Origin of the sequence: Anaerozeibacter quisquiliarum (genome assembly GCF_051162045.1) — a bacterium.
Classification (GTDB): domain Bacteria; phylum Bacillota; class Clostridia; order Christensenellales; family Aristaeellaceae; genus Anaerozeibacter; species Anaerozeibacter quisquiliarum.
On the sequence record NZ_JBISDI010000003.1, the window covers coordinates 100,305 to 117,433 of the forward strand.

General features: G+C 63.3%; 16 protein-coding genes. 7 read left to right on the plus strand and 9 right to left on the minus strand.

The window, feature by feature from the left end; genetic code table 11:
* Positions 1-12: 12 nt before the first annotated feature.
* Genes ACH6CV_RS02210 through ACH6CV_RS02220 form a run of 3 tightly spaced genes read right to left on the minus strand, consistent with a single transcriptional unit; the run spans position 13 to position 1,765 of the window.
* A complete protein-coding gene (locus tag ACH6CV_RS02210) occupies positions 13-858 on the minus strand; it encodes a DUF4097 family beta strand repeat-containing protein (RefSeq protein WP_456356515.1) in 846 nt (281 codons plus the stop codon).
* On the minus strand, positions 859-1,455 hold the full coding sequence (locus ACH6CV_RS02215; protein ID WP_456356516.1) for a DUF1700 domain-containing protein: 597 nt from the start codon (positions 1,453-1,455) through the stop codon (positions 859-861).
* The gene (locus tag ACH6CV_RS02220) at positions 1,442-1,765 is read right to left on the minus strand and encodes a PadR family transcriptional regulator (RefSeq protein WP_456356517.1); all 324 of its coding nucleotides are present in this window, start codon (positions 1,763-1,765) and stop codon (positions 1,442-1,444) included. Before ACH6CV_RS02220 ends, ACH6CV_RS02215 begins: the two co-directional genes overlap by 14 nt.
* A 493-nt stretch (positions 1,766-2,258) precedes the next feature.
* Here ACH6CV_RS02220 and rplM point away from each other — a divergent pair, with 493 nt between their 5' ends.
* Positions 2,259-2,690 carry a 50S ribosomal protein L13 gene (rplM, locus tag ACH6CV_RS02225; protein WP_456356518.1) on the plus strand — a complete coding sequence of 144 codons (432 nt, stop codon included), beginning with the start codon at positions 2,259-2,261 and terminating at the stop codon, positions 2,688-2,690.
* Between the two features lie 18 nt (positions 2,691-2,708).
* Positions 2,709-3,101, plus strand: coding sequence for a 30S ribosomal protein S9 (gene rpsI / locus ACH6CV_RS02230; RefSeq protein ID WP_456356519.1), 393 nt, complete (start codon positions 2,709-2,711; stop codon positions 3,099-3,101).
* 376 nt (positions 3,102-3,477) lie between these two features.
* Here rpsI and ACH6CV_RS02235 read toward each other — a convergent pair whose 3' ends face one another.
* Positions 3,478-5,094: a putative manganese-dependent inorganic diphosphatase gene (locus ACH6CV_RS02235; protein WP_456356520.1), complete on the minus strand. Its 1,617-nt coding sequence runs from the start codon at positions 5,092-5,094 to the stop codon at positions 3,478-3,480.
* 17 nt (positions 5,095-5,111) lie between these two features.
* The gene (locus tag ACH6CV_RS02240) at positions 5,112-5,672 is read right to left on the minus strand and encodes an ECF transporter S component (RefSeq protein ID WP_456356521.1); all 561 of its coding nucleotides are present in this window, start codon (positions 5,670-5,672) and stop codon (positions 5,112-5,114) included.
* Positions 5,673-5,887: 215 nt separating this feature from the next.
* Between ACH6CV_RS02240 and ACH6CV_RS02245 the strand changes: the two genes are divergently transcribed.
* From ACH6CV_RS02245 to ACH6CV_RS02265, 5 genes are all read left to right on the plus strand, one after another.
* A complete protein-coding gene (locus ACH6CV_RS02245; RefSeq protein WP_456356522.1) occupies positions 5,888-6,892 on the plus strand; it encodes a M42 family peptidase in 1,005 nt (334 codons plus the stop codon).
* Positions 6,883-7,917 (plus strand): M42 family metallopeptidase, encoded by a 1,035-nt coding sequence (locus tag ACH6CV_RS02250; protein WP_456356523.1) that lies wholly within the window; start codon positions 6,883-6,885, stop codon positions 7,915-7,917. Before ACH6CV_RS02245 ends, ACH6CV_RS02250 begins: the two co-directional genes overlap by 10 nt.
* 5 nt (positions 7,918-7,922) lie before the next feature.
* Complete coding sequence (locus ACH6CV_RS02255; protein WP_456356524.1) at positions 7,923-8,909, plus strand: M42 family metallopeptidase; 987 nt, start codon at positions 7,923-7,925, stop codon at positions 8,907-8,909.
* A gap of 7 nt (positions 8,910-8,916) precedes the next feature.
* The gene (locus ACH6CV_RS02260) at positions 8,917-10,899 is read left to right on the plus strand and encodes a hypothetical protein (RefSeq protein ID WP_456356525.1); all 1,983 of its coding nucleotides are present in this window, start codon (positions 8,917-8,919) and stop codon (positions 10,897-10,899) included.
* Positions 10,900-10,962: 63 nt separating this feature from the next.
* Positions 10,963-13,098: a peptidoglycan-binding domain-containing protein gene (locus tag ACH6CV_RS02265; RefSeq protein WP_456356526.1), complete on the plus strand. Its 2,136-nt coding sequence runs from the start codon at positions 10,963-10,965 to the stop codon at positions 13,096-13,098.
* A 642-nt stretch (positions 13,099-13,740) separates the two neighbouring features.
* Here ACH6CV_RS02265 and ACH6CV_RS02270 read toward each other — a convergent pair.
* From ACH6CV_RS02270 to ACH6CV_RS02285, 4 genes are read right to left on the minus strand one after another with little or no spacing between them, the layout of a single operon-like run.
* Positions 13,741-14,382, minus strand: a complete 642-nt coding sequence (locus tag ACH6CV_RS02270) for an ABC transporter ATP-binding protein (protein WP_456356527.1) — start codon at positions 14,380-14,382, stop codon at positions 13,741-13,743.
* Positions 14,383-14,421: 39 nt separating this feature from the next.
* Complete coding sequence (locus ACH6CV_RS02275) at positions 14,422-15,252, minus strand: hypothetical protein (protein WP_456356528.1); 831 nt, start codon at positions 15,250-15,252, stop codon at positions 14,422-14,424.
* Positions 15,242-16,036 carry a hypothetical protein gene (locus ACH6CV_RS02280; RefSeq protein WP_456356529.1) on the minus strand — a complete coding sequence of 265 codons (795 nt, stop codon included), beginning with the start codon at positions 16,034-16,036 and terminating at the stop codon, positions 15,242-15,244. The genes ACH6CV_RS02275 and ACH6CV_RS02280 overlap by 11 nt, the downstream gene beginning before the upstream one ends.
* A 1-nt stretch (position 16,037) precedes the next feature.
* A complete protein-coding gene (locus ACH6CV_RS02285; protein WP_456356530.1) occupies positions 16,038-17,075 on the minus strand; it encodes a hypothetical protein in 1,038 nt (345 codons plus the stop codon).
* Positions 17,076-17,129 lie beyond the last annotated feature (54 nt).

A 17,129-nucleotide genomic window follows, 5' to 3' on the forward strand; every position in this document is an offset into this window, starting at 1 on the left:
TCATTGTGCCGCTTACGGCGCAAAGGCCACGTCAATCGACCCGTTGACGCTCTTCACATTGAGCTGCCGCGGCCCGTTGCCGCCGGACGTCAGGTTGTTGTCCCCCAGCGCCGTCCGCGCGGATACGGTGTACTCCGACGCCGCGCCCGCGAGGCTGCCCGCTATGCCGCCGTTGGTGGTGCGGTAGTCGCCGCGCCGGGCGTCCACGGCGGTAAAATTGATGGGGCCGTTGACCGACTGGCCGAAGACCGACTGCGCCGTCGAATCGGTCAGCAGCACCGCCCCGTTTGTCGTCTCGGCGCGCATCTCCCCCGCGCACCGCACGCCTTTCGCCGATATATCGCCGTTGGTGGTGGACATCGAAAGCGCTTGCGCCGCGACATCCTCGACGCTCACCGCGCCGTTCACGGTGGACAGCGTCATCGGCACGTTCACGCCCGCGGGCACGTAGACCAGCACATCATGGTCGCTTTCACCGCAGTATGTGATCCCCACGCGTTCATACCAGGGCCGATCGTCCACATAGTGCAGGCGGAACACGCCGTCATTGTGCAGATCCGCCTCGTAGCGCCCGTGTTTGCGCTCGTAGCACACCGCGCGCCACTGCCCGTCCGCGGACGGCCGCACGATGATCGAGTGATCCTCGTCCGTAACCATGAGCGCGGTCACGCGTTCGGCCGGATAGGCCGACTGCCCATCCGACTCGCGCAATTCGCCCACCGGCCGGATCGTCCGCTGCTCGGACGGCCCCCGCGTGTCCAGGTTCTCCAAACTGAACCCCGCCATGGCAAAACCGGCCAGCGCAAGCACCAGCCCCAGGCCCAGCAGCCTCAACGCAAAGCGCGCCAGATTGTTCATCTACATGGCCTCCCTTCTGTGAAACCCCCGCCGCAGCGCGCGCCACGCCCGCTGTGTCAATCGCGCCGCGCGCGTCGCCGAGCGCGTCATGGGCCGGTACAGCAGCAGCCCCAGCGCCGTCAAGGTCAGCCCCAGGCCCAGCATGAACAGCCCGCTGGCCGGCTGCCTGACCAAAAAGGACAGCGCGGCCAACGCCGACGCCGCGCCCGCCGCCAGCATGCTCACCGTCGAGATGGCCAGCCCCAGCCACAGCATCCACAGCGCGAGCAGCAGCATGGCCGCTGTGAGCAGCGCCGCCGCCAACAGCGGCATCCACAGCGGCGCGCTCAGGATCAGCAGCGCGAGCCGCCAGCCGCCGGGCTCGCCCGGCGCGCTTTCCTCGGACGCGGCTTGCCGATTGGGTACGCCGGAACTGATGATGCGCCGCGCGATTTCGTCGATCGGCTCCATGCCGGCGACCGCCGCCTGCTCATCCATGCCCTCCTCGATCCGGTCGGACAGCATCTCGTCGTAGTAAGCGGCGCACTTCGCGCGCTCCGCCTCGCCGAGCGCGCCCAGGCGGTCCGTCAGCGCGTTCAAGAATTCATCCTTTGTCATCTGCGTTGCTCCTCTCGATGAATGCGTACACGGCCATCATCTGACGCCATTGCATAAGAAACGCGCCGATGCGCGCGCGGCCCTCGCCGGTCAGGCGGTAGTACTTGCGCAGCCGCCCGTTGTGTTCCACCGAATACACCGCCACGCATTCCGCGCCTTCCAAGCGCTTCAGGATCGGGTACAGCGTGGATTCGGAAATCTCGATCACCGGCGACACGTCCTTGATGATCTGATACCCATAGGAGTCGCGTCGTCTGAGCGCCGCCAGCACGCAAATCTCGAGCACCCCCCGCTTCAACTGTGCGTCCAAGGCAACACCTCCCGTCGCACAATACTATACTTCGCATAGTATATCGCGTCAAGTTAAATTGCCGAAAAGCGCGCGCCGGCCGATAGGCGTGTTTGTACATACAATAGGTATCCGAACAACGGGGGGAGCGGGACGAATCGGTGCCGGGAGAGCGCGAGTTTATGGAGGGGCTCCACGCCCATGGGCGCGCGCTGTACCGCGCGGCCCGCTCGATCCTGCCCGGCCGCCTGATCCGGCTCAACCGCGTGCAGCGGAATCGGACGAAGGTTCCGGTATCGATGAAAGCGCAGGTTTGTCCAACGTGTTTGACAAACCCACGCCAGAAATGATTTTCATGATTTTTAATACAAGTTTCAATTGACACGGCAGCCAGAATGCGGTAGACTATACGGTGCGTCGATGGGATCACTAGCCCCGATACCATGGATGTAGGTGGAAGGCGCGTTGACCTCGCGCCGGAATCCGTCCGACAGATAATGGGGAGGAATTCTACGTGAACACCTATATGGCCAAGAAGGGCGCCGTGGATCGTCAATGGCTGGTCATTGACGCCGAAGACCTGGTGCTGGGCCGCATGGCCTCGCAGGTCGCCTCGATGCTGCGTGGCAAGCACAAGCCCTGCTTTACGCCCCACGTGGACACCGGCGACTACATCATCATCGTCAATGCGGACAAGGTTCGCTTCACCGGCAAGAAGCTCGATCAGAAGCTGTACCGCCATCACACCGGCTATCCGGGCGGCTTGAAGGAAGCCACCGCGCGCCAGATGATGGCCAAGAAGCCGGAATTCGTCATCAAGGAAGCCGTCCGCGGCATGCTGCCCAAGGGACCGCTCGGTTACGCCATGCTCAAGAAGCTGCATGTGTACGCCGGCCCCGAGCACAAGCATGAAGCGCAGCAGCCGGTTGCCTTTGAAATTAAGTAAGGGAGGAGGGCTTTGGTCATGTCTGAAGTTTGCTACAGCGCCGTAGGCCGCAGGAAGAAGGCGATCGCCCGTGTCCGCCTGATCCCCGGCGAAGGCAACATCGTGATCAACAAGCGCGCCATCGACGACTATTTCGGCGTCGAGACGCTCAAGACCGTCGTGCGTCAGCCCATGACGCTGACCGACACCTTGGCCCGCTTTGACGTGCTGGTCACCGTGACCGGCGGCGGCTACACCGGCCAGGCCGGCGCGGCGCGCCACGGCATCGCCCGCGCGCTCGTGAAGGCGGACGAGGAACTTAAAGGAGCGATCAAGCGCGCCGGCTACCTGACGCGCGACCCGCGCATGAAGGAGCGCAAAAAGTACGGCCTCAAGGCCGCCCGCCGCGCGCCCCAGTTCTCGAAGCGCTGAGTTTGCCTGCCCATGGAGTCTCCCTTGCGGAGGCTCCATTTCATTTTGCGGCGGAAACGGGGAAGCATGGCGGGAAGCCTGAGCATGCGCCCTCCAAACGATTCCAGGTAACCGCCGATCAAATCCCACGCGCGGTGGCGGCTGCCTTTGCGCCATCTTGCGCCTGCAAAATCCTCGACGTAGCGCCGCTACGCCTTCAAATTTTGCAAGCGCAATCTGACGGAAATTCAGCGCGCCACCGCACGCGTGCTTTAATCGGCGCTTACCTAGCCATTCTAACCAATCTCATCATGAGGTTGGTTAGAATGGCTAAAAAGAGCCGGGGATTGTGCCGGCAACAGGTTACACCCCGCCTGCGGGGAGGGGAATGGAGGAATCAGCCCCAGAGCAGCGACAGCATCGGCACCACTTGCTTCTTGCGCGAGACGACGCCGGGGAGGAAGGCGTGGTGGTTCTTGACTTCCACGCCGAAGGCCTGGCGGATGATGTCCTCGTCGCCGAGGATGATTAACTCGGTGCCCTCGCGCAGCACGTCGGTAATCATGAACAGCTGCATGTCGTAGCCGTGGGTCTTGGCGCGCTCGTTCATGACCTGCAAAAACTCGGGCAGCCGCGCCAGCACCCGCGCGGAATCAAGGCAGGTAATCTGGCCGATCGCGATGTTGTGGCCCGCGATGCGGAACTCCTTGAAGTCGGACAGGTACAGCGCGGAAGCGGGCTTTTCCTCGGTCGAGGAGGCCGTGAAGATGTCGTGGCCCAGCGCATCGATCGATATGTCGGCGATGCGTGCCATGCGCTCGGCCATGCGGTGGTCGCGCTCCGTGCAGGTGGGCGACTTGAACATCACCGTGTCCGACAGGATTGCGGCGCAGATCAGCCCCGCGAGCTTGGGCGGCGGCATCAGGCCGCGCTCCTGGTACATTGTGGCCACGATCGTGGCCGTCGAGCCCACCGGTTCGTTGCGGAAAAAGATGGGCGCGCCGGTCTGCACGTCGGCCAGCCGGTGGTGGTCGATGATCTCGCGGATCTCCGCCTGCTCGAGGCCGGGCACCGACTGCGCCGACTCGTTGTGGTCGACCAGCACCACGCGCTTGCGCGAGGGCCGAATCAGGTGGAACCGGGACAGCGTACCCACCACGAGGCCCTGCTCATCGAGCACCGGATAGCAGCGGTAGCGGCTCTCGAGCATCTTCTCGCGCACGTCGTCCACGTAGTCGGTCAGGCTGAACGCCACCAGCGCCTCGGTCTGGCACACGCGCCCGATCGGGATCGACTGATAGATCATGCGGGCGGCGCGGTACACGTCGCAGGGCGTCACGATCGCCAGCGTATCGCCGAGAGAACGCGCCATCTCCTCGGTGAGTTCGGCCTGGCACACGATCACGCAACTGGCCTTGGCCTCGGCGGCGCGCGCGATCGCGTCGGGTTGGTTGCCGCACAGCACGATCGCGCCGGGCCCCAGTCCGAGCGGCGGCCCCTCGGGTCCGGGCAGCGCGATCACCACCTCGCCCGACACCGCGCCCACGAGCTTGTCCTCGCCGTTGGCGATGCGGCCCTCGAGCGCGCTTAGGAGGTTGCACACCGGGACAGCGTCGGCGGCCGGGTCGTCGACCGAGCGCATGTCGTAGGCGGCGATGTCGTCCGAGGTCAGCATGCCGTACAGCCGCCCGCCGTCGTCGGTGACCGGGATCGCCAGCACTGAGCGGTCCGCCTTGAGCACCGACCAGGCCCGGCTGACGGTGACGGCGGCGTTCAGCGCCGGCGGGGTGTCGAATTTCAGGTCCATCACCTGGTTGCGCACGTCGCGCAGCAGAGGCGGCGCTTCAAAGCCGAACCGGTCGAGCACCATCTGCGTTTCGTCGCTGACCGGACCCAGCCGCACCGGCGTGTAGCTTCGACCGCCCAGCGCGTTGCGCAGCGCCGCGTAAGCCATGGCCGATACGATGGAGTCGGTGTCGGGGTTGCGGTGGCCGGTGACGTAGATCGGTTCCATGCGCGCCCTCCTTTTTCCTATGAAAGCCTGTCGAGCAGGCCGTTTTTCTCAAGTGCCGACATCAGCGGCCCCGCGATTACGAGCGACAGCGTGACCGCGATCGCCGCGTTAATTGCCGACACGCCGAGCTTGGGCAGCATGGCAATCGCGGCGCTTTGAACGGTCTGCGTGTTGCCGCTGATCTGCTGGACGACGTTGGACAGAAAGTACAGCGCGATGTAAGTGGCCTGGCCGCTCACGGCGGCGAGCAGGTTTTGCCGGAAGTTGCGCCCGCGCGCGCCGCGCGCGTGCGCGATCAGCCCGCATACGCAGCCCATCGCAAAGAAGTTAATCAGCGTCACGTAGAACATCGAAGCGTAGCGCGCGTCGGTCAGGTCGTAGAGCATCGAGCCGATGCCCGCCGCCAGCCCCCCGTGCCAGCCGCCCAGCAGCATACCGGCGAGCAGGCAGAAGACGTTGCCGGTCTTGATGCGGGAAAAACCTAGGTCGATCTGGATGAACCGCGTGGTCACGAACACGATTGCCGCCATCAGCGCGGTGGCGACGAGTAGGTTTTGTGTGCTTCGGTCGCTTTTCATGGCGCTTCGATCCCCTTCCAATGATATACAGCTTCATTTTAGCGCAGAGGGTGGCGGCAGACAAGCCCATTTCGCCAAACGGATGATTAAAGGTTGAAGAACCCGATCGGCTACCGCTTGCCAAGGCCGAGGGGCGCGGGGTATAATGAAAAGAGATGTTGCTGAAAGCTGGTGACGGGATGGAGCTAAGGGGTTTTATTGAGGCGGCGGCCGCCTTGCCGGGACTGCCGGGATACGAGCGCGCGGTGGCGGAACATATCGCCGAGGCGTTTGGGCCCATGGTCGATGAAGTGACCATCGACCCGCTCTACAATGTGGTCGCGCGGTTGGGCGAGCGCGGGCCGCGCGTGATGGTGACCGCGCACCAGGACGAGATCGCCCTCGTGGTGCTGGGCATCGAGGAGGACGGCGCGCTCAGGGTAACCAACATCGGCGCTCTGCCGGCGCGCGTGCTGCCGGCGAGCGAGGTCACGGTGCATGCGGCGGGCGGGCCGCTCTACGGCGTGGTGGGCGCGAAGCCGCCGCACCTGCTGTCGGCCGAGGACCGGAAGCAGGCGGTGCAGATGAAGGACCTGTACGTGGACGTCGGGATGAGCGCTGAAAAGGTGCGCGAGCGCGTGCGCGTGGGCGACAATGTCACGATGCGCGCGCCGCTTGTCGCCCTGCAAGGCGAGCGCCTGGCCGGCAAGACGATGGACGACCGCGCGTGCGTGGCCGCGTTGCTCTTAGCCGCAGAGCGGTTGTCGCATGCCCGCTGCGCGGCGCAGGCGCTGTTCGTATCGGCGTCGCAGGAGGAGCCGGGCTGCCGCGGCGCGGCGGTGGCCGCCTACGCGCTTCGGCCCGACATCGCGATTGCGATCGACGTCACCCACGCCGAGACGCCGGACGCGGACAAGTGGGAGACCTTCCCGCTCGACAAGCTGACGATCGCCGTGGGGCCCAACATGCATCCGGGCCTTACGAAAAAATTGATGGAGGTGGCCGACGCGAACCGCGTCGCCTACTCGGTCGAGCCCTGCGGCCACCCCACCGGAACCGACGCGCGCTCGATTCAAATTGCCGGAGCGGGCGTACCCACGCTGCTGATCGGCGTGCCGCTCAAGTACATGCACTCCTCGGTCGAACTGATCGACCTCACGGTGCTGCGCGAGGTGGGACGGCTGGTCGGGCTGTTCATCGAGGAAATCAGCCGGGCCGGGGAGGTGGACCTGTGGAACTGAGGGAATTGACGCGCCTCGCCGGTGTATCGGGCGATGAGGGCGCGGTGCGCAACTACATCTTGGAGCAAATCAAACCGCTGGCCGACGAGGTCAAAATCGATCGGATGGGCAATGTGCTGGCGTTCAAGCGCGGCACGGCGGCCCGGCCCAATCACGCGCTGCTGGCCGCCCACATGGACGAGGTGGGGCTGATCGTCCTGGGCTTCAAGGACGACGGGCTGATCGTCTACGAGCCGGTGGGCGGCATCGACGCGCGCATCATGGTCAGCAAGCGCATGCGCGTGGGCAAGGACCTGATCCCCGGCGTGATCGGCTGCAAGGCCATCCACCTGCAATCGCCCGATGAGCGCAAGCAGCCGCTCACCCACAAGCAGCTGTTCGTGGACATCGGCGCGAAGGACAGGGAGGCCGCCCAGAAGCTTGTATCCTTGGGCGATTACATCTCGTTCGAGCCCGGCTACGTGGAGTTCGGCGACGGCTTCGTCAAGGACAAGGCGCTCGACGACCGGGTGGGCTGCTACAACCTGCTGCGGCTGCTTGCCGGGCGCTATCCCTGCGACGTGACTTTCGCCTTCACCGTGCAGGAGGAGGTCGGCCTCAGAGGCGCGACCGTGGCCGCGCGGCAGGTAAAGCCCGACTGCGCGCTCGTGCTCGAGGCCACCACCGCCAACGACCTGGGCAAGGTCGATCCCCACTTCCGGGTGTGCGTCCCGGGCCGGGGCGCGGCCATATCGTTCATGGACAACGCCTCGATCGCGCACCCGGCGCTGAACCGGCGGCTGCGCGAGCTGGCGGACGCGCGGGGCATCGCCTGGCAGGTCAAGGCCTTCGTCGCGGGCGGCAACGACGCGGGCGCGCTGCAGCGCGAAGCGGGCGCGGTGCCCGTATGCCCGGTTTCGATCCCCTGCCGCAACATCCACTCGCCCGCCAACGTGGCGAATGCAAACGACATCGAAGCGCAGTACCGGCTGGCCGAGGCGTTCCTCAACGAGGGCGCGGCCATTGAATCATCGAAAGGACGTTGATCGATATGAAAGAAACGCTGAAGAAGCTGCTCTACGCGTTCGGCCCGTCGGGGCGTGAGGACGCGGTGCGCGCCGTTGTCGAGCAGGAAATCAGGCCCTATGTGGACGAGATGCGCACGGACGCGCTGGGCAACCTGATCGCGGTCAAGCAGGGGAAAGGCCGGCGCATCATGTTGGCGGCGCACATGGATCAGATCGGCTTTGTGGTGACCGAGGCCGACGAGCACGGCTTTTTGCGCGTGCACAACGTGGGCTATCCGCGCCGGCTGCACTCGCTCAACCGCCACCTGGTGTTTGAAAACGGGGTACGCGGCGTGCTGTCCTACGAGGCCGAGGACCACGACCCCAAGGACGCCTCGATGAAGGCCATGTTTGTGGACATTGGCGCGGCCTCGCGCGAGGAAGCGCTTGCGCGGGTTGAGATCGGCGACATGGCGACCTACGTGCCCGAGCTGTGCGAATTGACCGAGAACCTGCTGAGCGCGCCCGCGATGGACGACCGCGCCGGCTGCGCGCTGCTGATCGAGGTGCTGAGGCAGCTGCGCGACTGCCCGAACGAGGTCGCCTTTGTGTTCACCACGCAGGAGGAAGTGGGGCTGCGCGGCGCGGGCCCGGCGGCCTACGACGTGCGGCCCGACGAAGCGGTGGCGATCGACGTCACGCCGGCCGGCGACCCGCCCAAGGCTGACCGCCTGCCGGTCAAGCTAAACGCGGGCATCGCGGTCAAGATCATGGACAACTCGCTCGTGTGCGCGCCGAGCGTGGTGGCGGCGCTCGAGCGGGCGGGCGACGAGGCGGGCGCTCGGTACCAGCGCGAGGTGCTGACCTACGGCGGCACCGATGCCGGGCGCATCCACCTGTCGCGCGGCGGCGTGCGCTCGGGCGTGCTGTCGATCCCCTGCCGCTACGTGCACTCGGCGACCGAGGTGGTGAGCCTCGAGGACATGGAAGCCGGTGTCAAGCTGTTGACAAAATATCTCATGAAGGTGTGAACTGCGTATGCTGGGCATCCTGATGCTGGGCGCGTTCCTCGCGCTGGGCATTGTCTGCGCGCAGGCGCTCTTTGGGCGGCTGAACGCGCAGGCCCGCTCGCTGTTCGGCTGCGCGCTGGGCCTGATGATGATGATGTGGCTGCCCAGCCTGTTCGCGTTCGGCGTCGGGTTCACCATGGGGGCGCAGCTGTTTGCGCTGCTCACCGCCGCGCTGCTGGCGGCGCTCGCGCGGCTGATCCCGCGCCGCTTGACGCTGCCGAGCGATGACGCGCACGATCAGGACGGCCCGCCGCTATGGCTGACGCTCGTGCTGGTCGTGCCTTTTTTCCTGCTGTCCTGCTACCTGATGTACACCCATGTGCTCAGGCCGGAGGGCGGCGCGCTGCACGTGGGCCAGTCGACCTACGGCGACCTGAGCCTGCACCTGGGGATCGCGACCGGGCTGCGCGGGGCCAGCTACCCGCCCGAGTACACGCTGCTGCCCGGCACCACGCTCGGCTATCCGTTCCTGTTTGACGCGCTGTCGGCCAGCATGCTCACGCTGGGTACGCCGCTTGCCTGGTCGTTCATCGTGCCGGGCGCGCTGGCGATGGGGCTTGTGTTCTGGGGCTTTGTATTGTTCGCCTGGGAACTGACGCGCGATGCCCAGGCGGTGGCGATTGCGTATCTGCTTACGTTCCTGAACGGCGGGCTGGGATTCGCCTACGTGCTCGACGGCTGGCCGTCAAACGGGATGGCGCTGCGCGAGATGATGGAGGGCTTCTACCGCGCGCCCGCCAACATGCCCGACCTCAACCTGCGCTGGGTCAACGTGGTCTGCGACATGATGATCCCTCAGCGCACGCTGCTGGCCGGTTGGGTGCTGCTGATGCCCGCGCTGATTATGCTGGCGCGCGCGATCCGCACCGAGGACCGGTTCTGGTTCGTCTGCCTGGGCGCGTGGGCGGGGGCGCTGCCCATGGTGCATACCCACAGCTTTCTGGCGCTGGGGCTTATCAGCCTGGGCGCGATGCTGGCGAGCCTGAAAGGCGCGCGCAACCGCGGCCGGCTGCTTATGAGTTTTGTGATTTACGGTGCGCTGGCTACGCTGCTGGCGCTGCCGCAGTTGCTTTTGTGGACGGTGCCGCAGACGCTCGGCGGGGGCGTACTCAGACCCTGGTTCAATTGGGTCAACCGGACCGAGTCCGGCTTCATCGACGGTTACTTCTGGTTCTGGATCAAGAACGTGGGGCCGGTGTATCTGCTGATGCTGCCCGCCGCGCTGAATGCACCCCGGCGGGTCAAACCGCTCACCGTTGGCGCGCTGGTGCTGTACGCGGTGGCCGAGCTCGTGCTGTTCCAGCAAAACGAATACGACAACAACAAGCTGTTTTACGTGGCGTTTCTCGTCATGATGCCGCTGGTCGGCCGGTTTCTGTCGCTGATGTGGGATCGGATGCACGGCGTTCGGGCGCGCGCGCTGCTGGCGGCGGCGTTCATGGCGGCCTGCCTTATGTCGGGCGCGATGACGGTGGCGCGCGAGGCGGTCAGCGACTACCAGCTGTTTTCCGAGGGCGAGACGCGCGCCGCCGCCTACGTGGACGCCCACGCGTTCCCCGACGCGGTATTCCTGACCGGCACCCAGCACAACAACGCCGCGGCGGCGCTTGCCGGCCGCAAGATCGTGTGCGGCACCGGCAGCTACCTGTTCTATCACGGCGTCGGCTATCAGGCGCAGCGCGAGGCCGCGCGAGACATGTTCGAGCGCCCGGCGGACAGCCGCGCGCTGCTTGACCGTTACGCGGTCGACTACATCTACCTGTCGGACAACGAGAAGGCCGAGTTTTTTGTGGACGAGGCGATGCTGCGCGCGCTGTTCCCCCTCTGGCATGAGGAGGACGGCGTCGTCATCCTGGCGGCATCCGCGCGCGCCCGGGCGCAGCGCGCCCAAGATAAGTTGGGAGAGAATGTGGCAGGCGCTGCAACTTTCGGCGCGCCGCGTGCGTCCTAAGAAGTACCAGTGCCAAATACCCCAAGGCCCGACGGGCAATTGACACCAGTGAGGGTGATACGGATGAAGAAAATCGTTTCCTGGACGCTTTTTATACTCGCGATGGCCGCGCTGCTCTTGCTGGGCGGCTGTTCAAACACGCCCGACAAGGTGGAGGATCCGCTCTCGGCGTTTGGCATCGACGAGGTGCTGCCGTTCCCGACGGTCTCGCCCGAGCCGACCGCGACGCCCGCGCCCACGGCCGACGTAGACAACCTGCCCACCACCGATGTGGGCCAGGGCTGGAAAGCTGACAACACCGTGAGCGGCGAGACGCCGATCGACACCACCGATGAAGATGTGTTTGCGACGCCTGCGCCCACGGCCAGGCCCCGGCAGACCCCGAGGCCCAACGCGCAGGACGGTTACGAGCGGCTGTCGTCTGACTACGAGCAGCTCTCCTCGGGCGACAGCGGCGGCGCGGTGCGCGACCTGCAGAACCGGCTCAAGGCGCTCGGCTACTATACCGGCACCGTGGACAGCAAGTACGGCAGCGGCACCACGAGCGCGGTCAAGCGCTTCCAATCCATCATGGGCTACAGCGAGACCGGCGTCGCCACACCGTCGCTGCAGGAGGCGCTGTTCAACAAGAACGCGCCCCGCTACGAAGCGCCCCTTAGGACCCCTTCCCCGACCAAGAAGCCCGATCCCGCCCCGCAGTACGAGCAGCTGTCCAGGGGTGACACCGGCTCGCGCGTGACGCGGCTGCAGAACCGGCTGCGTACCCTCGGCTATTTCAGCGGCAAGTCCGACGGCGACTACGGCTCGGCCACCGTGACCGCGGTCAAGCACTTCCAGAAGGCGCTGCGCCTCGAGCAGACCGGCGTCGCCACGGTGGCGTTGCAGAAGAAACTGTTCTCCTCAAGCGCGCCCTACTACGAGGCCGCGCCCACCCCCGCGCCCGACGGGTATGAAAAACTGTCGAAGGGCTCGAGCGGCGCGACCGTCAAGAAGCTGCAGGCGCGGCTCAAGGCGCTCGGTTACTTTGGCGGCACCGCCGACGGAAAGTTCGCAAACAGCACCGTGAACGCGGTCAAGCTGTTCCAGCGCGCCGTGGGCGAGAAGGAAAGCGGCGTGGCCAGCGCCGCGCTGCAGAAGAAGCTGTACTCGAAGACCGCCCCGTTCTACGAGGGCGACGACCCCGAGGAGCCGGACGAATACCCGGTGCTGTCGCCGGGCGACACCGGCGCGGCCGTCAAGAAGCTGCAAAAGCGGCTCAAGGAACTGGGCTATTTCGACGGCGACATCGGCGGCAACTACCTCGCCAAGACCACCGAGGCGGTCAAGCGGTTCCAAAAGGCGATCAATGTCAAAGAAACGGGCACCGCCACGACGGCGCTGCAAATAAAGCTGTTCTCATCGAACGCGCCCAAGTACAAGCCCGACCCCAAGCCCGATCCCGACTATGTGGAGATCAGCGAGGGCGACACCGGCGCGCATGTCAAGCGGATGCAGCAGCGGCTCGCCGACCTCGGCTACTACGGCGGCAGCGTCAACGGCAACTTCGGCCCCCGCACCTCCGACGCGGTCAAGCAGTTTGAGGCGCGCTACGGAAAGCCCAAGACCGGCATCGCCTCACCCGCGCTGCAGAAGAAACTGTTCTCCGACGACGCGCTGCCCGCCGAGGGCGAGCCCGAACCCGAACCCGGCGCCGACTACGTAAAGCTCAAACCGGGCGATTCGGGCACGCAGGTCAAGAAGCTGCAAAAGCGGCTCAAGGCGCTCGGCTACTTTGAGGGCAGCATCGGCGGCAACTACAAGAAGCTGACCACCGACGCGGTCAAGCGTTTCCAGAAGGCGCTGGGCTTCAAGCAAGACGGCGTGGCCACGGTCGAGCTTCAAATGGAGCTGTTCTCGGACAGTGCGCCGGTCTATGAGAAGTCCTCCTCCGCGCCCGAACCCGGCAGCCAGTCGCTCAAACGCGGCGACACCGGAGACGCGGTGAAAGCGCTCCAAAATCGCCTGATCGAGCTCGGGTACATCAAGAACGAGGGCGATGTCAAACTCGGCACCTTCGACAAGAACACCATGCTGGCGGTGATCGACGCGCAGAACGCGCGCGGCCAGGATTCCGACGGCATAGCCGACGAGGCATTCCTGACTTACATCTACTCCGACGACGCGTGGACGTACGCGCTGGCAGAATACGAAGGCGGCTGAAGCCGCCTGGCCTCGAAAGACTTCCGCCCGGCTGTCCGCCTCGCCCGCTTCGCGGGCCTGCGGCCAGCCGGGCGGAAGTCTTTCGAGGCCGATTGGTTACAGGGGCTCGCCCCGCCCTTCGGGCGCCCCTCCGCCGAAGGGGAGTGGGGCTACCTCAGATCGGCGCCATTGTGAGCCGTTCCGATGTGTGGTCCCGATTCGCTCGCGCCCGCGCCTATATTCGATTTGAACCGAAGTCGCGTTACCCTTGCCATTTGCTATCCTGATGCGGCTTCGCATGCCCAAATCGCACCAAATCGCCCGTCTCAGATACTCGTTAGCGCATACGTCTCCCTTCCGCTGCAACGGGAATGCCCCGTGGTTGCTGGATTTCCCGGGCTTTGCGCAAGAGACCGCAAATGCGGTCAATTCAGGTGTTACACCATAAACGGATTGCGCGCAAGATTTTCAGCAAAGGCCTGTTCCGCGCGTACCGCGTCGCGGGCCGCCCCTATATCCCCGCCCGATAACTGACCGGCGCTTACCCTGCACCCTTCCCGCGTGCTGCTCGACGGCGGCACGGCGTTCGCGCTGTACCGCCGTCACTTCGGGCGCGCTGCTGGGCGGAAGCGATGCTAAGCCGCAATTGCAGGACCACGACCGCTACCGCACGCGCGTCAGCTTGCCGGCGTCCATCTCGCAGACGGTGTCGCACAGCGCTTCGATGTCCTCCCGGTTGTGGCTGGCCAGCAGGATGGTCTTGCCGCGTGCCTTGAGTTCGAGGAACAGCTTGCGCATATCTTGCACCCCCGCGTTGTCCAAGCCGTTCATCGGCTCGTCCAGGATCAAAAGGTCCGGGTCTTCCATGATGGCCTGCGCGATGCCCAGGCGCTGGCGCATGCCCATGGAGTACTTGCTCACCCATTTGCGGTTGTGAGGGTCGAGGCCGACCAATAACATGGTCTCCTTTATCTGTGCCGGGGTCAATTGGTGACGTATTGAAGCCAATAAAGAAAGGTTGCGATAGCCGCTGAAATATGGAAGAAACCCGGGCGTTTCAATGATGGCGCCAATTCCGTCCGGAACGTGCGGATGACTTGGCATGATGCGCCTTCCTTCTACAAGAATTTCACCGGATGTTGAGGGCATCAATCCTGTAATCAATTTGAACAATACCGTTTTGCCTGACCCATTCCGCCCGATGATTCCATGTATTTGTTGGCTCGGAAACGATCCCGACAGTTCATGCAATACCGTGGTCTTCCCAAAGGTTTTTGTCACTTGGTTTAATGCCACACTGCTCATGGGACGCAACCTCCTCGGCTATTCAATGATTGAAAGGCGCTACGCGCAAAAATTTTTTCGGGATGCCTTGATCTGACAGGCGGCAATCAGCAGGAGCACGCCCATCGTCAACGCCAGAAAAGCATAACGCAAAGATGGCAGGTAGTCGGTTCGAGTCGGATCCAACACAGATAGATCGCTAAGCGAAACCGGGGAGAAAAAGTAAACAAACTTGGGCAATCCGAGGCCGTAAAAAGATATATCCAGCAAGACAAAGGCCAACGGAATGACAATCCCCCAGATCCCTCCGATGGACAGGGCGCATAGCCCCATAAGGGCGCTGACCAACACATGGAGTAAAAAACTTGCGAATGCCGCCTCCCACACACGATAAAGCGCGGTTATTTTTAGGGGTATGGTAAAATTGAGCGCGTAGTCCGAAGCCGCAGTCGTGTAGGCCATGGTCATCGTCATACGGCTCCAACCATCACTCCACAGCCAGTATCCATGAAGCAGGGCCATGCACACGCCAAAGACAATGAACCAATAGATCAAACCAACCAAAATGATATGCCCCGCCATACCGGCGGACCACGTCCGGCGTCCGCTTCGCAAAACCAGAAGGGAGGTGCCTTCGTCTTCGAAAGAATCCCCGCACATCAATGCAATCCACACAAGATATAAGAAGGCGTTGGCCAAATGGTCGCAAGCAATGAATGTAAACAATTCCGCGGGGGAATAGCCCGTGCCCGCATCGGCGCAAATGCGCACAATGCCGTCAGAAAAGTAATGCACAATGGGCACCGTCAACAGCGATACCAGATAAAACCGGGGGCTGCCAAGGCGTTTCTTCCACGCGTACAGGCTCACGCCATATAATTTACGAACCATCCTTAAGCCTCCTGACGCCCAAAAAATAGAAGCAAATGGAGAGAAAGACTGTAAACGTCAGATACACGCCGTGCGTGACTCGCAAGGCGAGCAGGGGGTCTGTCATACGCGTTGCCCCCACTTCTAAAGCGAAGAGGGAATATGCGCCCGTCGGCAAGATGCGATTGAGAAACCGCGCGGCGTAAGAAACCAAAAATGGGACCAGATGCAGTGAAAGCCGACTTTTGCACAATGCGGACACGCAAAGCCCCAGTGTCGCCCACATCGCCGCGGCGCAGGCGCGGAAGCTCGCCAATACGAGCAGATACGCAAGAATGTGGCCCCCGTTCAGCAGAGCGCCTCCGCTGGAGGCGACATGTTCTGCCCAATCCGATGATTGCAGCAACAATGGGAATTTCATGGACAACAGCGCCACAAACAACATCACACCCGCAAATACGGTAATAAAGGTCCCGACGAAACAGCACAGCGCCTTGGACGACAGGTATGTCTCCCGGGCGGCGCGCATAAGCTGCGCGCGATGCATTTTGCTGCTCCAATCCTCAAAAAACGCGCCGGAGAAAACAAGCGTTGAGACTGCGGGCATCAGCCACTGCATCTTCCCAATGTCCGCCGATAGCGTAAACAAATATAGCACGTCGATGTCCATAAACCCCAGATCTTCGCAGACCCCTTGATATTGAATGAGCAGGATCAACGCAAGCGCCACATACAATCCCGGGGCGAGAACCATGCGCCGAATGTCCGCGCGCACACAACCCGGGAAAGTGTGTCCCCGGCGCATGCTACATCACCTCTCCGGTTGCGGCGTTTATCGTCAGGGGCTCTCTATAGGCGATGTGCCCCGTTGGCATAACCCTGCGTTCGACAAAAATCCACGCAGGTGTCATTTCGACACGCTGATCAGGCCTGTACCCCGGGTGGATGTTGGGGCGGTATTCCAAAAGGATATCGTCTATCAAAATGGCGGGGACGTTCAAAAAATGATCGGCCCAACGAATCATGTGGTCCTTGGCCTGATCGAGACTCAACAAAGGTTGTGCTTCGAGCGTTTCAACCCCGCGATATAGACACCCCTGAACCTCCAGGTACGTCACACCCTGTTTGTCGACCATCATCCATATCTCACTGCCCTGCGTAAGCCATGTGCTGACAATTGGGGAAAAATCATGAATCACAATGGGCAGATTTCCGATGTATACGCGCAATTTGATGAAGTAGCACGCATCCTCGGGTGTCCACGATTGTTTTATGTAAGGGGCCCAACCACTTTGCTCAAGTTCCTGCAATTCCTGGGCTTGCTCGTCGTAAGCGCCCTGCAATGTCGCCTGATCGAGCGCCGCTACCCAATAGGGGCGCGCGTCTATCCCCAATTGCTTTAGCAGGTCGATGCAGCGTGCCTCGGCGTCCGCGCGCGACGCGAAAGGCAAATCCACATCCGGATATACCCCGCTGAGCGGATTGATGATCGCCTCCACATAACGCGCTTGGTGTGTATAATACGTGAGACTCCCCTGATTTGAGACGGATAATGAGGCGTCGTGCTGTTCGTCTTCGTATTCCCATAGATCCACGCCTTCACTGTCGGGGTCTTCCGGGCGTATGGTCTGTCGTCCGTGGGCTACGCGATCCCCCATCAGCAGAGAGGCCGCCAGCGCGCGGTCGACAAACAACGGCTCGCATATCCATATGGGCGCCTGCGCGCAGGCCGACGCGCGAATCTCCGGGTTAAACGTTACCGCGGCGTTTTCCTGCCCGACGGCCATCCATGGAAACGCCGACAAAAACACGATCAGGTACATAACCGCCCACTTGCGCATCATAAGTCTTTCCTCCCATAGCTTTTCTCTCGAGGGGGGGAGAATCATCAGGGAACT

Excerpts from the sequence above, each read along its gene's own strand:
- ACH6CV_RS02210 (WP_456356515.1), bottom strand. The coding sequence starts at position 858 with ATGAACAATCTGGCGCGCTTTGCGTTGAGGCTGCTGGGCCTGGGGCTG.
- ACH6CV_RS02215 (WP_456356516.1), bottom strand. The coding sequence starts at position 1,455 with ATGACAAAGGATGAATTCTTGAACGCGCTGACGGACCGCCTGGGCGCG.
- rpsI (WP_456356519.1), top strand. The coding sequence starts at position 2,709 with ATGTCTGAAGTTTGCTACAGCGCCGTAGGCCGCAGGAAGAAGGCGATC.
- ACH6CV_RS02235 (WP_456356520.1), bottom strand. The coding sequence starts at position 5,094 with ATGGAACCGATCTACGTCACCGGCCACCGCAACCCCGACACCGACTCC.
- ACH6CV_RS02240 (WP_456356521.1), bottom strand. The coding sequence starts at position 5,672 with ATGAAAAGCGACCGAAGCACACAAAACCTACTCGTCGCCACCGCGCTG.
- ACH6CV_RS02255 (WP_456356524.1), top strand. The coding sequence starts at position 7,923 with ATGAAAGAAACGCTGAAGAAGCTGCTCTACGCGTTCGGCCCGTCGGGG.
- ACH6CV_RS02260 (WP_456356525.1), top strand. The coding sequence starts at position 8,917 with ATGCTGGGCATCCTGATGCTGGGCGCGTTCCTCGCGCTGGGCATTGTC.
- ACH6CV_RS02265 (WP_456356526.1), top strand. The coding sequence starts at position 10,963 with ATGAAGAAAATCGTTTCCTGGACGCTTTTTATACTCGCGATGGCCGCG.
- ACH6CV_RS02270 (WP_456356527.1), bottom strand. The coding sequence starts at position 14,382 with ATGAGCAGTGTGGCATTAAACCAAGTGACAAAAACCTTTGGGAAGACC.
- ACH6CV_RS02275 (WP_456356528.1), bottom strand. The coding sequence starts at position 15,252 with ATGGTTCGTAAATTATATGGCGTGAGCCTGTACGCGTGGAAGAAACGC.
- ACH6CV_RS02280 (WP_456356529.1), bottom strand. The coding sequence starts at position 16,036 with ATGCGCCGGGGACACACTTTCCCGGGTTGTGTGCGCGCGGACATTCGG.
- ACH6CV_RS02285 (WP_456356530.1), bottom strand. The coding sequence starts at position 17,075 with ATGATGCGCAAGTGGGCGGTTATGTACCTGATCGTGTTTTTGTCGGCG.